The 13,720-nt window shown below is 47.4% G+C and carries 15 protein-coding genes; 8 read left to right on the forward strand and 7 right to left on the reverse strand.

The genetic code is table 11. From position 1 onward, the window contains the following. Window positions 1-3: 3 nt before the first annotated feature. The 4 genes from gatC to KWJ01_RS12390 form a co-directional block, all read right to left on the reverse strand. The gene (gatC, locus tag KWJ01_RS12375) at window positions 4-291 is read right to left on the reverse strand and encodes an Asp-tRNA(Asn)/Glu-tRNA(Gln) amidotransferase subunit GatC (protein WP_224996760.1); all 288 of its coding nucleotides are present in this window, start codon (window positions 289-291) and stop codon (window positions 4-6) included. Beyond that, a complete protein-coding gene (locus KWJ01_RS12380) occupies window positions 233-1,024 on the reverse strand; it encodes a 1-acyl-sn-glycerol-3-phosphate acyltransferase (RefSeq protein WP_224996761.1) in 792 nt (263 codons plus the stop codon). Before KWJ01_RS12380 ends, gatC begins: the two co-directional genes overlap by 59 nt. Before the next feature lie 75 nt (window positions 1,025-1,099). Next, on the reverse strand, window positions 1,100-1,750 hold the full coding sequence (locus KWJ01_RS12385; protein WP_224996762.1) for a hypothetical protein: 651 nt from the start codon (window positions 1,748-1,750) through the stop codon (window positions 1,100-1,102). Window positions 1,751-1,845: 95 nt separating this feature from the next. Next, the gene (locus KWJ01_RS12390) at window positions 1,846-2,646 is read right to left on the reverse strand and encodes a TVP38/TMEM64 family protein (protein WP_224996763.1); all 801 of its coding nucleotides are present in this window, start codon (window positions 2,644-2,646) and stop codon (window positions 1,846-1,848) included. Window positions 2,647-2,873: 227 nt separating this feature from the next. Between KWJ01_RS12390 and KWJ01_RS12395 the strand changes: the two genes are divergently transcribed. The 3 genes from KWJ01_RS12395 to KWJ01_RS12405 all read left to right on the forward strand — a co-directional run bounded on the left by KWJ01_RS12395 (window position 2,874) and on the right by KWJ01_RS12405 (window position 6,606). After that, window positions 2,874-5,147 (forward strand): PQQ-binding-like beta-propeller repeat protein, encoded by a 2,274-nt coding sequence (locus KWJ01_RS12395; protein WP_224996764.1) that lies wholly within the window; start codon window positions 2,874-2,876, stop codon window positions 5,145-5,147. Between the two features lie 98 nt (window positions 5,148-5,245). Then, window positions 5,246-6,004 carry a hypothetical protein gene (locus tag KWJ01_RS12400; protein ID WP_224996765.1) on the forward strand — a complete coding sequence of 253 codons (759 nt, stop codon included), beginning with the start codon at window positions 5,246-5,248 and terminating at the stop codon, window positions 6,002-6,004. Window positions 6,005-6,042: 38 nt separating this feature from the next. Then, entirely contained in the window at window positions 6,043-6,606 is a 564-nt protein-coding gene (locus KWJ01_RS12405; RefSeq protein WP_224996766.1) for a hypothetical protein, read from the forward strand. Window positions 6,607-6,695: 89 nt separating this feature from the next. On the opposite strand, the gene KWJ01_RS12410 is transcribed toward KWJ01_RS12405, so the two are convergent. Next, a complete protein-coding gene (locus tag KWJ01_RS12410; protein WP_224996767.1) occupies window positions 6,696-6,962 on the reverse strand; it encodes a DUF4834 family protein in 267 nt (88 codons plus the stop codon). 14 nt (window positions 6,963-6,976) lie between these two features. After that, window positions 6,977-9,793 (reverse strand): carbamoyl-phosphate synthase large subunit, encoded by a 2,817-nt coding sequence (gene carB, locus KWJ01_RS12415; protein ID WP_224996768.1) that lies wholly within the window; start codon window positions 9,791-9,793, stop codon window positions 6,977-6,979. 328 nt (window positions 9,794-10,121) lie between these two features. On the opposite strand from carB, the gene KWJ01_RS12420 reads away from it, so the two are divergent. Next, window positions 10,122-10,265: a hypothetical protein gene (locus KWJ01_RS12420; protein ID WP_224996769.1), complete on the forward strand. Its 144-nt coding sequence runs from the start codon at window positions 10,122-10,124 to the stop codon at window positions 10,263-10,265. 153 nt (window positions 10,266-10,418) lie between these two features. Here the strand turns inward: KWJ01_RS12420 and KWJ01_RS12425 are convergent, their stop codons facing one another. Next, window positions 10,419-10,952 (reverse strand): GNAT family N-acetyltransferase, encoded by a 534-nt coding sequence (locus KWJ01_RS12425; RefSeq protein WP_224996770.1) that lies wholly within the window; start codon window positions 10,950-10,952, stop codon window positions 10,419-10,421. 156 nt (window positions 10,953-11,108) lie between these two features. On the opposite strand from KWJ01_RS12425, the gene KWJ01_RS12430 reads away from it, so the two are divergent. From KWJ01_RS12430 to KWJ01_RS12445, 4 genes are all read left to right on the forward strand, one after another. Further along, the gene (locus tag KWJ01_RS12430) at window positions 11,109-11,609 is read left to right on the forward strand and encodes a DUF421 domain-containing protein (protein WP_224996771.1); all 501 of its coding nucleotides are present in this window, start codon (window positions 11,109-11,111) and stop codon (window positions 11,607-11,609) included. Between the two features lie 137 nt (window positions 11,610-11,746). Further along, a complete protein-coding gene (locus KWJ01_RS12435; protein WP_224996772.1) occupies window positions 11,747-12,586 on the forward strand; it encodes an alpha/beta fold hydrolase in 840 nt (279 codons plus the stop codon). Next, on the forward strand, window positions 12,583-13,095 hold the full coding sequence (locus KWJ01_RS12440) for an RNA polymerase sigma factor (RefSeq protein ID WP_224996773.1): 513 nt from the start codon (window positions 12,583-12,585) through the stop codon (window positions 13,093-13,095). Before KWJ01_RS12435 ends, KWJ01_RS12440 begins: the two co-directional genes overlap by 4 nt. Beyond that, window positions 13,088-13,675 (forward strand): hypothetical protein, encoded by a 588-nt coding sequence (locus KWJ01_RS12445; protein WP_224996774.1) that lies wholly within the window; start codon window positions 13,088-13,090, stop codon window positions 13,673-13,675. The genes KWJ01_RS12440 and KWJ01_RS12445 overlap by 8 nt, the downstream gene beginning before the upstream one ends. Window positions 13,676-13,720 lie beyond the last annotated feature (45 nt).

Raw genomic sequence — 13,720 nt, forward strand, 5'->3', positions numbered from 1 at the left:
GGGTTATTCCAGCACTTTGGGTACCCTGAAGTAATCCTGATCTTTTTCAGGGGCATTTTTCAGGCCACGCTCGCGGGAGAGCGGTTCCTGTGATAGATCTTCACGCAGTACGTTCACCTCGACAGACATATGGGTGAGTGGCTCAACGCCTTCTGTATCTACCTCATTGAGTTGTTCAACCCAATCCAGAATTTTACTTAGGTCGGCCATCATGGCTTCAGCACTTTCCTCCTCAAACTCCAGCCGTGCCAGGTGTGCAATTTTCTGCAGGGTTTGCTTGTCTATCTTCATTCCGGTTGTACTTTTTCAGTTCCTGGTCAATAACACGATAAACCTGCTGCTGAAGGTCAGGAAGGTCCTCCAGCCGCATGCCTTTCGTTTCAATAGGCTGATGCACCACCATTCTCACCGTTTGAGGGTAGAGCAGGTAACTCTTGTCATCAGGTAAAATTAGCCAATTGTACGGAAATGTGACAGGCAGTATTGGGATTTGTTTTTCAATAGCCACCCGGAAAGGGCCCTCTTTAAAGCGGGCCATCTGGGGAGGATTATCGCTTTGCACGCCACCTTCCGGAAACATGACCAGGCTCAGTCCTCTGTCTACGGCCTGCATGGATTTTTGCAGGGCACGGTAGCGGTCTTTCAGCGAGTTGCGGTCTACTGTTATGTGCAGCTTGCGGAACATATAGCCAAAGACAGGAACTTTGGTAAGGGATCTCTTGCCTACAAAAATGGCATTGATGGGCAGAAAGCCCATGGTTACAATATCAAGGATAGAGAAGTGGTTGGAGCAGATTACATACTGCCTGTTGCGCCTGGGGCGGTAGTGGTAGCGGATGCTCCAGGGCACAAAGCTCGATGCCAGAAAAAAAGCCGCCCAAAAGTGTTGCGCAATATACAGATAGCGCTGCAGGGGCTTTATCCAGATCATGAGCATGAAAAAAGGCATCATGAGCAGTAACCCCACCCCAAACATACAGAGGGAATAGGTAGAGTAGATTCTGTGGAGTACCTTTTTGATCATTCTTAAAATTACACTTAGTATGCTTGCATACCAAAAACAAAGCGAGGGAAATGTTTCCCTCGCTCCGAAATTAGGTTAAAAGCGGTAATAGACGAAAATGTGTGAGGCTGGTCTCATAACCGCTGCTTTGTTCCAGGTATCCTGGCTATACTGTCTCACAGTATTGTTATAATCTTCTTCACTTCCCCAATTCTGCACCCTGGAAACACTAAGTAGTAAGGAGGCTTCTGTAGTTACGTACAGGCGGGGGGTAATAAAGTAGGAGATACCGATAAAAGGTCGGAGTGCCCCACCGTAGGTGGTTTTTTCAGTTTTGCGTAGCCATTCACTAAAATCAGAGTTGTTGGTATTTCTTTGTTCGGTTTCGTAGTAGGAGTAACTGATGCTGGCCTCACCACCATAAAGAAATTGCCAGGAGCTGCTGAGGGCCTTTCTTTTCTCGATTCCTGCAGATGGACTAAATGAAACAGATGAATGGGAATGGTTGTGGTTGAAATCAACATATTCATTGCTGCCATAGTAAGCCTGAAGTCCATAACGCATCCAGCTGTTCTCGCCTCTGCGTTTTTTCAGCATCAGCTCAAAGGGTGCTCCTCCTGATTCAAAAATATTATCAAAAATGATTTGAGTGCTGAAGCCTATTTCCCGGCGGAGGGAATCTGTTTGTGCGGTAGAAGGCATGGCATACAACAGGGCCAGCAGCACTACAAAAAATGCTTTTTTCATAAGGGTTAAAATTTTTGGTTGAATTAAAACTCTTATGAAAAAAGCAATAATCAGTCCTGGTACTGTTGCTTAATGTTAAAAGGGGTTAATTAAAGTTAATTTGCAGCAGCTTTCTGCTTTTTTCTTCTTTTATCCCACCACACATAAGCTGCAAAGCCAACAATACTTATCACAGAGGCCCAGATAAGGCCGGTTTTAAGGCGATCGTTGTTCTCGCCCAGCCAGGCTACAAATATGGTGAGGGGCGTAATGCCAATCAGGGTAGCACCCATAAAGCGCCAGTAGCCCATGCGCAGCATACCTCCTACAAAAGAAATGGCATCGTTAGAGAGAAAAGGGGCAAGCCTGGTTACAATCACTGCCCAAAAGCCATAGTCATCAATAAACCGCTCTACCTCTTTCTCGCCCTTGGGGCCTAGAATTTTTTCAACCACCGGCGGACCTAAATAGGCTCCCAGAAAATACCCAACACTGGAGGCACAAAAAACAGCAACAAGTATAATAAGTGAACCGAATACCGGACCATAAGCCAGTACCGATACCACCATGAGCAGTGGCGTAGGAATTACCAGCAGGAACATCTGGGCAATCATGGCCAGAACTATAATAACCGGTCCAAGCCATCCAAACTGCCCCACCCAGCTTTTAATCTGCTGTTCATCATCGCTGGTAAGTACCTGCCATGCTTCCGACAGAAAATTTTGAACACTGGGGATCAGGAAGTAGGAAGCAACCAATGCCACTACAATGCCCAGTGAGATGTAAAGTGGTGCCTTACTCTTTTGTACGGAATGAATTTCCGGGTCATCGAAAAAGCCATCATCCTCTTTCTTTTTATCTCTATCTCTAAGGCGGGCTTTTGATGTATCTGAAATAGGTGTATCTGTCTTTTTCATAATATCAACCTCCTTTACGACAATTTTAGGCTTTTGGTTAAAAAAGCAGCTAGAATCAAACTCTAAACAATCTTTACCATGCTGTTTGTTATAGATTCTCTCTGAGGCTAAGTCTGCTGTTCAGCAGGGAAATATGGTGGAGTGCAGCTCATCTTTCGTTAAGATGTATTCCAGAACAAACGGAATACTCTTTATATTAAAGGGTTTTTCTAATGTACTATTGGTTTATGATAAAAGTATGTGGCAATACGGGACCACTGGCGGTTCTGGCGGCGGCTCTGCTATTTGCGAGCTGTACCGCTCCGGTTCATGAAACGGATCCTGTAGGCGCTGCATTAGCAGCAGACCATAGCGGCTGGCGTACCTATGCCGGTACCAGAGAAGGTAACCGCTATTCCTCCAATGAGCAGATCAATACTGAAAACGTTGCCCAGCTGGAGGTAGCCTGGCGCTACAGCACCGGAGACAAGGATCCTGATAATCATTCGCAGATCCAGTGTAATCCTATTATGGTAGATGGTGTACTGTACGGAACATCGCCCTTCCTGATGCTCTTTGCGCTGGATGCTGCTACAGGCCAGGAAAAATGGGTGTTCGATCCTGCCGAAGCACAGGGCAGTACAGATGATGAGATGGCCTGGTTTCACCAGATTAACCGCGGAGTGGTGTATTGGGAAAATGAGGAAGGTACTGATAAGCGCATCCTCTACAGCGTGGGAGCCAAGCTGTATGCTATAAATGCCGAAGATGGTTCGCTGGTGAGTGCTTTTGGGAATGAAGGCTCAGTTGATCTGACCCGGGGCTTAGACCGCGAAGGAACAGAAAATGCCTATATAGCAGGCACCACTCCCGGGGTGATCTATAAAGATCTGCTCATTATGGGCATGCGCGTTACCGAAGATGGCGATGCCGCTCCCGGTCACATACGTGCTTTTGATGTACGCACCGGCGAGCGCCGCTGGATCTTCCATACCATTCCCCATCCGGGTGAGAAAGGCTACGAAACCTGGGAAGATCCCGATGCCTGGCAGAAAATTGGCGGCGCCAACAGCTGGGCCGGTATGTCGCTCGATGAGCAGCGGGGTATTGTGTATGTACCCACCGGAACTGCCGGCCCCGATTTTTACGGTGGAGTGCGCAAAGGCCAGAACCTCTTTGCCAACAGCCTGCTTGCCCTGGATGCCGCCACAGGCAAATACATCTGGCACTTTCAGGTGGTGCACCACGACCTCTGGGACCGCGACTTACCGGCTAATCCAAACCTGGTAACCATCAACAAAGAGGGCAAAGCTATAGATGCCGTTGCACAGATCACCAAGCATGGGTATGTGTTTATGTTTGATAGGGAAACCGGTGAGCCCATTTTTCCCATTGAAGAAAAACCAGTGCCAACCGCAGGGCTTCCGGGAGAGCAAGTCTGGCCCACCCAGCCCATTCCTACCCTGCCGGAGCCTTTTGCGCGGCATAAGTTTGAGGAAGAGGATGTGGCTAGCCTAAATCCTGAATCGCACCAATACCTGCTGGAGAAATACAGGCAGGTAAAGCATAAGGGTATGTTCTCACCACCCAGCAAGGAGGGGGCCTGGATTTTTCCCGGCTACGATGGCGGTGGTGAGTGGGGTGGGGCAGCTGTAGATGCCGAAACAGGAATCATGTACGTGAACAGCAGCGAAATGCCCTGGATCCTCACCATGATTGATGTGCCAGAGAATGCCGGGAAGGATCTTTCCCTGAAGGGCATTGGCAGATCGGTGTATAATAAATACTGCATCTCCTGCCATGGCCCGGAGTTGAAGGGAAACGGCCCGTCTTACCCTTCGCTGGTAGCGCTAAACCAGCGGATGACTGAAGGGCAGGTAACGCAAATTATTCATAACGGCCGTAACATGATGCCTTCGTTCAAGCAAATACCCGATAATGAAAGAACTGCCTTGCTTGCCTTTTTGCTGGATGCAGAAGAAAAAGAAGCAACGGCAAAGCTGGAAACCAACACAAAAGAAGTTGATGGTGCCGAGGAGCATAACCTGGCGGGTCCCAAAACTATCCTGGAAGAAGTTCCTTATGTATCTACCGGCTACATTCGCTTTTTGGATGAACAGGGCTATCCAGGCATCAAACCACCCTGGGGCACCCTGAATGCCATAAACCTGAACACAGGTAAGCTTCTTTGGAAAGTACCTCTTGGCGAATACGATGAACTGACTAAAAAGGGGATAGCCCCTACCGGCACCGAAAATTATGGCGGCCCCTTAGTTACCAAAGGCGGGCTGGTATTCATTGCCGCCACCAAAGATGCAAAGATCAGGGCTTTCGATAAAAAGAGCGGAAAGGTGCTGTGGGAAGCAAAGCTACCCGTACCCGCCTACGCCACCCCTGCCACCTACAGCCTCAATGGCAAGCAGTATGTTGTAATTGCATGCGGCGGCGGCAAAATCGGCAGCCCCTCCGGCGATGAATACATTGCCTTTGCGCTGCCGGATGGGGGTAGTTTGTCTAAATAGGCACAAGTGAATACTTGCGCCAGGGAGGTTATGTAAAAACAATATATATTGCTTTATATTGAATAGCATTTGCCAATGACAATTCTCACAGTTCTTTTATGAAAATTAGAGCGTATTTTCTATTCGTTCTGTTCCTGCTTTTGGGACATACTGTAAATGCCCATGAATATTTGCTTGGGCTCGATAAGGTTAACGTTGATCTTTCAAAACAGCCTGTTCCCATAAATTTAGTTGAGCTGATTGATGCCCGGCCCCAAAAGGAGAATATAGGATGGGTTCAGCGGAGTATTTTAAATAAGAAGGTTCATGCAAATTTCGAAAATAGCTTTGAAATAGAATTATCAGATTTCATCAATAAATCTACTTCAAATGCATCAGAGGCTTTACCCTTGATCATTAAGATCAACTCACTCGTAATCTGGGAAAAAACGCTGGCAAACAGTGAATATGCTTATGTAAAACTTGATCTTGATTTCTATGCAAAAGTAAAAGAAGAGGACTACCGCCATCTTTATAGATCTGTTGCAATGATGAATAGCTCGGGTATGGAAGTAACTTCGCATCATGATGATAACATTGCTGCTGCATTTCAACAATGCTTTAATGAGCTAACATTACTGGATGTGCAGGCGTTGCTGGTCACCACAAAATCAGAGCCTTATGAGAAAGTCTTTTCGGAAAGGTCTAAGGAAATTGTACCGGAATATCCTATTTTCTCAGCTGAACCGGTAAAAGGTGTATATCAATCTTTTAATGAATTCATCAATAATGCACCCAGTTTACAGGGCCAGTCTATAAACAGGAAAAAGGGCGTCTGGCTTACACGCTACATTACAGTGGCAGTGGTAAAAAAGTGAAAAATGTCTGGGGCTTTACAGATGGCAAAGCTCTTTATGTGCATTATGGTAATCAGTTTTTTCCTTTAATTCGTAAAGAAGATGGATTTGTTTTTGAGGGTTATGGTGCTGTCGATCATCAAGCAGTAACCACAGCTGCAATACTGGGTGGCGCAGTAGGTGGTGCTATTGCCGGTGCAACATCTGGCAAGGCTAAAACACAGGAGTACCAGCTAAACATGTTCACAGGTAATATTTATAGTGCTGATGAAGAATATCTAGCGGGGGTAACTATTACCGCACCGGCAAAATTACAGTTATACCGCAGTGATAGAAAGCAACAAGAGGAAGAAGTAATCTTGATGATCAATGATTCTACCACCATAGCATTACGGCCAGGTTCCATACAAGAACTTAACTTTCTGGCGCCCCTCACAAAGCTTACTATTTGTGATAAAGACGCCAAAGCAGCTTGTATCACCATTAACCCATCCGCTGGCAGTACATACTATATTGAAGTGAGCTTACCTAAGAAGCAGGAGGCCTCTCTTTCGGTGGCTGAAGTAGAGGAAAAAGTGGCACAATTCTATCTAAATGAAATAAAGCTAGCCAAAGATAAATGAAAGTGACATGCCTGTGTAGATAATATCTGTATGAACAAAATAAAGGAAACAAAAAACGAAGCCCCACCATTGCTGGCGGGGCTCATTTTTTATTCTTTGATAATCTCGTAGTCGACGTACTCTCCTCCCGGATCCGACTTTGGTTTTTCTTTCTGTTGCTTCTGCTGCTTTTCTTCAGCTACATACTCAATTACCACATCGCCTTCCCTGCGTTGGGGGCGTTGCTGGTGTTGCATGTGCTGCATCATTTGCTTCCAGAGCTTACGTTGTTGTAACAGTACCAGGAAGGCACGGAACAAAAAGCGTAAAAACAGGAAAAGCAGATAGCAAAGAAATAATATAAACAGAGTCTTCATAGTACCTTATTAACCTACTTACTGAGGTATAAGTTTCTTTCCGAGTAAATCTGCATGAAGTAATCGTCCATCAGATCGTCAATAAAGTAAATGGCTTCACCCGTCGATTTCATCTCCGGCCCCAGCTCCTTGTTTACATTCGGAAACTTGTTGAAGGAGAATACGGGTACTTTGATGGCATAGCCTTTTTTGTAAGGCGCATATTCAAAGTCAGTTACCTTGGCTTTGCCCAGCATTACCTTGGTGGCCCAGTTTACATAGGGCTGGCGGTAGGCTTTGCAAATGAAAGGTACCGTGCGGCTGGCGCGCGGGTTGGCTTCTATGATGTATACTTTATCGTCTTTGATGGCAAACTGAATGTTGATGAGACCTACTGTTTTTAGCGCCAGTGCGATCTTCTTCGTGTACATTTCAATTTGCTGCATTACAAAGTCGCCCAGGTTGTAGGGAGGTAACACCGCATAGGAGTCGCCACTGTGAATACCGGCAGGCTCAATGTGCTGCATCACGCCAATGATCATTACATTTTCACCGTCGCAGATGGCATCGGCCTCGGCCTCTATGGCGCCTTCCAGGAAGTGGTCGAGCAGTACCTTGTTGCCGGGAATATCGCGCAGCAGGTCAATTACGTGCTTCTCCAGCTCCCGCTCGTTGATCACGATCTTCATGCGCTGGCCACCCAGTACATAGGAAGGACGCACCAGCAGCGGGAAGTTAAGCTTCTTGCTAAGCTCCACGGCCTGTTCGGCATCTTCAATTACCCCAAATTCAGGGTAAGGAATATTATTTTCCTTCAGCAGTGAAGAAAAAGATCCCCTGTCTTCGGCAAGGTCCAGGGCCTCATAAGTGGTGCCCAGAATTTTAATGCCGTAACGCTCCAGCTTCTCGGCAATTTTAAGGGCCGTTTGGCCACCCAGCTGCACAATAACGCCCTCGGGCTGCTCATGCAGAATGATGTCGTAAATATTTTCCCAGAACACCGGCTCAAAGTAGAGCTTATCAGAGATATCGGGGTCGGTACTTACGGTTTCGGGGTTACAGTTGATCATGATGGTTTCGTAACCACACTCATTGGCGGCCAGTACACCATGCACACAGCTGTAGTCGAACTCAATACCCTGGCCAATGCGGTTAGGGCCGCTGCCCAGGATCACTACCTTTTTGCGGTCGGAGCGAATGCTTTCGTTCTCTTCCTCAAAGGTACTGTAGAAGTAAGGTGTTTTGGCTTCGAACTCGGCAGAGCAGGTGTCCACCATTTTGTACACACGCTTAATGCCCATTTCCAAGCGTTTGCTGTGCACTTCGCTCTCCATGCAGCGCAGCAGGTGCGCTATCTGGCGGTCGGCATAGCCACGGCTCTTGGCTTCCTTCATCAGCGGAGCAGGGAGCGTTGCCAGTGTGTATTTTTCAATTTCACGCTCCAGCGCAATCATCTCCTCGATCTGGTTCAGGAACCACCTGTCTATTTTGGTAAGCTCCAGGATGGTGCGCATGGGGATGCCTAGCTTAAAGGCATCGTATATGTGGAAAAGGCGGTTCCAGCTGGGGTTTTTCAGGCTGTGCAGGATTACTTCCTGGTTGGTAACCTCTTTGCCATCGGCACCCAGGCCATTGCGTTTGATCTCGAGGCTCTGGCAGGCTTTCTGCAGCGCCTCCTGGAAGTTGCGGCCAATGCCCATTACCTCACCTACAGATTTCATCTGCAGGCCCAGGTATTTATTGGCACCCTCAAACTTATCGAAGTTCCAGCGTGGTATTTTCACGATCACATAATCCAGCGCCGGCTCGAAGTAAGCCGAGGTGGTTTTGGTGATCGGGTTTTTCAGTTCATCAAGGTTATAACCAATGGCCAGCTTGGCGGCAATTTTGGCAATAGAGTAACCGGTAGCTTTAGAGGCCAGGGCCGAAGAACGGCTTACGCGTGGGTTAATCTCAATGCCAATGATGCTGTCGTCTTCGGGGTTTACTGCAAACTGTACGTTACAGCCACCTGCAAACTGCCCGATGCCGTTCATCATTTTAATGGCCAGGTTACGCATGTTCTGGTAAACAGTATCTGGCAGGGTTTGGGCAGGTGCTACGGTAATGGAGTCGCCGGTATGCACGCCCATCGGGTCGAAGTTCTCGATGGAGCAGATGATGATCACATTGCCTACGCTATCGCGCAGCAGCTCCAGTTCATACTCCTTCCAGCCCATGATGCTCTGCTCTACCAGTACCTCGTGAATAGGAGAGGCATGGAGGCCGGCAGTGAGGGCTTTATCAAAATCTTCGGGTTTTTCTACAAAACCGCCTCCTGTACCACCAAGGGTGTAAGAGGGGCGAATTACCAGCGGAAAACCAATTTCCTGGGCAATTTCCTTGCCCTGCAGAAAAGATGTAGCAGTAGCACCCTGGCAAACGCCAACGTTCAGCTCTATCATTTTCTGGCGGAATTTTTCGCGGTCTTCGGTGGTTTCGATGGCGTTGATATCAACACCTATAATACGAACACCAAACTTTTCCCATATCCCGGCTTTTTCGCAATCAATGGCCAGGTTAAGGGCTGTTTGTCCACCCATGGTGGGTAGTACTGCGTCTATCTGCGGGTGATCTTTCAGGATCTTAATGATCGACTTTTTCTCCAGCGGCAGCAGGTACACATGGTCTGCTGTCACAGGGTCGGTCATAATGGTGGCGGGGTTGGAGTTAATGAGGATTACCTCAATACCCTCCTCTCGTAAGGATCGTGCTGCCTGGCTGCCCGAATAATCGAACTCGCAAGCTTGCCCGATGACGATTGGTCCGCTCCCGATAATGAGAACTGACTTTATTGATTGGTCTTTTGGCATGTAGCGCGGAAATATTCGGGGGACAAAGTTAGCCACAAAGGGGGAGGATTCAAAACCTTATGCTACTTTGATGCAAGCTTCTGAATTTTCTTACATCGAAATACCAAATAAAGGCTTTGGTTATATGTTTGTAACGTTTGTAGCAGCGTTCTATAGTAGTGAACATTTTAAGGAGAGGCTGAGGCAGCAGAGGCTAATCTATTAATAATGAGGACTTCTTAACTTGTTTGCCTATGTTTCCGTATAGTAAAGTAAAATTAACTTTGGTATAAAGTTTGATAAATCATTTTTAGTAGATAATTTAATTGCGATATAGGAGGAATATATAATGAATTTGAATATAGATAAACTAATAGACCTTATTAACGATTTACTCTCCACTTTACAGGAGAAGCTAAGTCCTAAACCGGAGCTTGTGCCGGTTCCCGTGCGGAACGGCCAGGGCCAGAGACCCCCTGTTCCGCGTAACTAATAGATAAGTCTAACTGCAAGCCGCCAGATGAGCGGCTTTTTTTTTGCCCGCGGCTTAAGCTTTAGTCTGCTAATATCTTGACCTACAAGGGAGGCTGGGCCCGGGGTTTACAACCATTTTTGTCGTAACTACCTTTTTTTCATGACAATGTGGCTAGTTCTTCTGTGCTAAATCCAGGTCGGTAAAAGCGTATAGTGCCTGGTCCAGTATTTTTCCTTCCTTGATGGCGCTTCTCCTTAGCACTCCTTCCCGCAGGTAGCCGGCTTTCTCCAGCGCTCTTACAGATCCCTGGTTATGAATAAACGGCAGGGCATAAATTCTGCTAAGCCCCAGTGCAGGCATGGCCCAGGTGGTGATAGCCCTAATGGCAGCAGTAGCAATTCCTTTTCCCCAATATGCTTCGCCCAGCCAGTAGCCCAGCTCTGCAGAGGTGCGTTCAACATCCTGCTGCAGGTCCAGACCAATGCTGCCTGCAGCTTCACCATTTACCTCTATGGCAAACAGGCTAAGGGGTTGCTGCTGGCCTGCATGCTGCAGCCACCAGTCAGCATCTGCGTGGGTGTAGGGGTGTGGAAAGCGGTCGCGGAGGTTCTGCCAGATCTTGTAGTTGTTGGCATGCTTTAGCAGTGCTGCTTTGTCCGATGTATGCCAGGGGCGCAGCCTGCAGTTGTGGCAGTTAAGGATCATGGCTAATGCTGTAATGTTGTTTAAGTTATAAAATAATCAGTGGTTTCTGTAAAGTAAAGTGTACTCCTCTGGCTTTTAAGGCTCCCATTGCTCAATGGAAAGTAGTCTTAACACCTGCTGCTTTCTTGGGTTGTATAAAAAAACAAGAGCACCTCCATGCCTGACATACACGAATTATTTGGTTTAGACACCGATCTCGACACCGTCTTAACTTTTGCCATCAGGGCAGTGGTGGTATTTGCTGTTTCTGTTTTTTATGTACGCCTGGGTGGTAAGCGCATCTTTAATAAAAATTCTGCTTTCGATATTGTAGCGGCCATTATGCTGGGTTCAATCCTAAGCAGGGCCATTACCGATTCAGCACCCTTCATCCCCACGCTGGTGGCGGGAGCCCTGCTGGTGCTTACCCATCGCTCCCTGGCCTACATCTCTTACCGGAGCGACTGGTTCGGAAACTGGATCAAGGGTGTGAAGAGAACCCTGGTGAAGGATGGAACGCTGCTGGAAGACAATATGCGCAAGAGCCACATTACCGAGCAGGACCTGATGGCGGCTGCACGTACACAATCCAGCCTCGATTCGCTAGATCAGATTGAGGAAGCCTACCTGGAGCGGAGCGGCGATATCAGTATACTGCCCAAAAAGAACAAAGCGTGAGGCATTGTTGCTTTTTACCAGGTAGTAACAGAGATAATTTTAGTTGATGGTGTCTGGCATCAGGTAAGCCGGATAAAATTAATGGGTGCGGGGTGTAACATTTCTGCAAAGCCTGTATCAAAGCAGAAAAAAAGCCCATGAAAAAGATAGCCCTTACCTTCGCACTTTTACTTTCCACAGTTTTTGTCTTTGCTCAATCCGGTAGTGCCATCAGGATTATGAAATCCGGAGCGGGAAAACCTGTGCTGTTCTTACCGGGATTTACCTCTCCGGGAACTGTATGGGAGGAAACCATCAGCAATCTGGAGGTTGAAAGGCAAAGCCATGTTATTTCTTATGCCGGTTTCAATGGCATACAGCCTATCGATACTCCCTGGTATGCCACCATCAGAAAAGAGCTGCTGCAGTATATTGAAAAAGAAAACCTGACCAACTTAAGCATTGTGGGGCACAGCATGGGCGGTAACCTGGCCGTGGATGTTGCCGCAGCAGTGCCTGAAAGGGTAGAAAAGTTAGTGCTGGTAGATGCCATTCCCTGCATGCGGGAGCTGATGATGCCCGGAGTGGCAGCCTCCCAGATCAAGCACAGCAGTCCCTACAACCAGCAAATGCTCCAAATGTCTGCAGATGACCTTCGCAAAACGGCCGGCATGATGGCACATAACATGACTTACAGGCAGGATAAAATTGATCTTCTTGTACAGTGGTCCCTTGCGGCCGACAGGGAAACCTATGTGTATGGCTATACCGACCTGCTCAAGCTTGATTTGCGGGAGGCCCTGAAACAGGTAAAGGCACAAACGCTGATACTGGGCGCCACATATCCCGATGCTAAACTTGTGATGGGCAATTTTGAAAAACAGTATGCTAACCTGCCGGCAAAAAACATTGTGCTGGCTCCGGAAAGTAAGCATTTCATCATGTTCGATCAGCCCGAATGGTTTTTTGAAAAAGTTAATACCTTTCTGGCAAAATGAGTAGTACTGCAACCCAAAAGTCCCTGTTTGAATCTCTGCACCGGCAGTACCAGCCGGCGGTGCTGCAAATGTGCCTGGGCTTTATGAAAGGCGATCGGGATCTGGCAAAGGATCTTACCCAGGAGGTGTTTATCAACATCTGGAATGCTCTCCCCGGGTTCAGGGGTGCATCATCATACAAAACCTGGATCTACCGCATTACTGTGAATACCTGCCTGCTGCACATCAGAAATAACAAAACCAAAAGCACAGTTCCCTTGCTTGATGTTCCCCATCCTGTAAGCTCAGGTACTGATGATAAAGAAGAGGAGGACTACCGGGAGCTGTACCTGGCAATCGGGAAACTATCGGAGCTCGACAGACTGATTATTATGATGGTGCTGGAGGAGCTTGAGTATGATGAGATTTCCTCAATTGTGGGAATAAACCCTGTGAACCTCCGGGTAAAAATACACCGGATAAAGAAACGACTCAGAGAATTCATTGAAAAAGAACAAGCACATGGATGAGCTTAAAAATAAATGGAAAAAGGCGAAGGAGGCAGCCGCACTTGCGCCCCAGCCTGTTGAGCAGTTAATTGCTGCGGCCCGGGAGAAAAAGAAGAGTAACCTGTATTTTCATTATGGCAATATCTTTATTCTTACTGTTACCCTGGTGGGTATTTCCCTGTTCTTCTATTATGTAGCACCCTTTAGGGAGCTGCTTAGCAGAGTAGGGGTTGCCCTGATGGTGGGCGGGTTAATAGTGCGTATTGCCATTGAAATTTACAGTGTGCTAAAGTCGCAGAAGATCCGGATGCTGCATGATGCCTCCCGCACCACCAGCGATACCCTGGCATTTTACCGCTTTCGCAAGACCATACACGGGCCGGTAACCATTACCATTGTAGGCTTGTACTGCTTAGGCTTTATTTTGCTTGGTCCTGAATTTAGCAGGTACATAGCAATGGAGTGGATGGTCATGATCTATGGCTCTTTTGTGCTGGGAGCCCTGCTGCTTATCTGGCAGATCAGAAAGGGAATTCAGAAAGAAATGAGAATACTGCTGGAACTGGCAGCGCTTAAAAAAGAGCTGCACAGCGAGGAGTAAGGGGAGGATGGTTTCAGGAATGCCGCAAATCCATTAACTTACCTC

Origin of the sequence: Cesiribacter sp. SM1 (assembly GCF_020178975.1) — a bacterium.
GTDB lineage: Bacteria > Bacteroidota > Bacteroidia > Cytophagales > Cyclobacteriaceae > Cesiribacter.

What these genes read in the sequence shown, in the direction of transcription:
- gatC (WP_224996760.1), bottom strand. Translation starts at nt 291, where the DNA reads ATGAAGATAGACAAGCAAACCCTGCAGAAAATTGCACACCTGGCACGG.
- KWJ01_RS12380 (WP_224996761.1), bottom strand. Translation starts at nt 1,024, where the DNA reads ATGATCAAAAAGGTACTCCACAGAATCTACTCTACCTATTCCCTCTGT.
- KWJ01_RS12385 (WP_224996762.1), bottom strand. Translation starts at nt 1,750, where the DNA reads ATGAAAAAAGCATTTTTTGTAGTGCTGCTGGCCCTGTTGTATGCCATG.
- KWJ01_RS12390 (WP_224996763.1), bottom strand. Translation starts at nt 2,646, where the DNA reads ATGAAAAAGACAGATACACCTATTTCAGATACATCAAAAGCCCGCCTT.
- KWJ01_RS12395 (WP_224996764.1), top strand. Translation starts at nt 2,874, where the DNA reads ATGATAAAAGTATGTGGCAATACGGGACCACTGGCGGTTCTGGCGGCG.
- KWJ01_RS12400 (WP_224996765.1), top strand. Translation starts at nt 5,246, where the DNA reads ATGAAAATTAGAGCGTATTTTCTATTCGTTCTGTTCCTGCTTTTGGGA.
- KWJ01_RS12410 (WP_224996767.1), bottom strand. Translation starts at nt 6,962, where the DNA reads ATGAAGACTCTGTTTATATTATTTCTTTGCTATCTGCTTTTCCTGTTT.
- carB (WP_224996768.1), bottom strand. Translation starts at nt 9,793, where the DNA reads ATGCCAAAAGACCAATCAATAAAGTCAGTTCTCATTATCGGGAGCGGA.
- KWJ01_RS12420 (WP_224996769.1), top strand. Translation starts at nt 10,122, where the DNA reads ATGAATTTGAATATAGATAAACTAATAGACCTTATTAACGATTTACTC.
- KWJ01_RS12425 (WP_224996770.1), bottom strand. Translation starts at nt 10,952, where the DNA reads ATGATCCTTAACTGCCACAACTGCAGGCTGCGCCCCTGGCATACATCG.
- KWJ01_RS12430 (WP_224996771.1), top strand. Translation starts at nt 11,109, where the DNA reads ATGCCTGACATACACGAATTATTTGGTTTAGACACCGATCTCGACACC.
- KWJ01_RS12435 (WP_224996772.1), top strand. Translation starts at nt 11,747, where the DNA reads ATGAAAAAGATAGCCCTTACCTTCGCACTTTTACTTTCCACAGTTTTT.
- KWJ01_RS12440 (WP_224996773.1), top strand. Translation starts at nt 12,583, where the DNA reads ATGAGTAGTACTGCAACCCAAAAGTCCCTGTTTGAATCTCTGCACCGG.
- KWJ01_RS12445 (WP_224996774.1), top strand. Translation starts at nt 13,088, where the DNA reads ATGGATGAGCTTAAAAATAAATGGAAAAAGGCGAAGGAGGCAGCCGCA.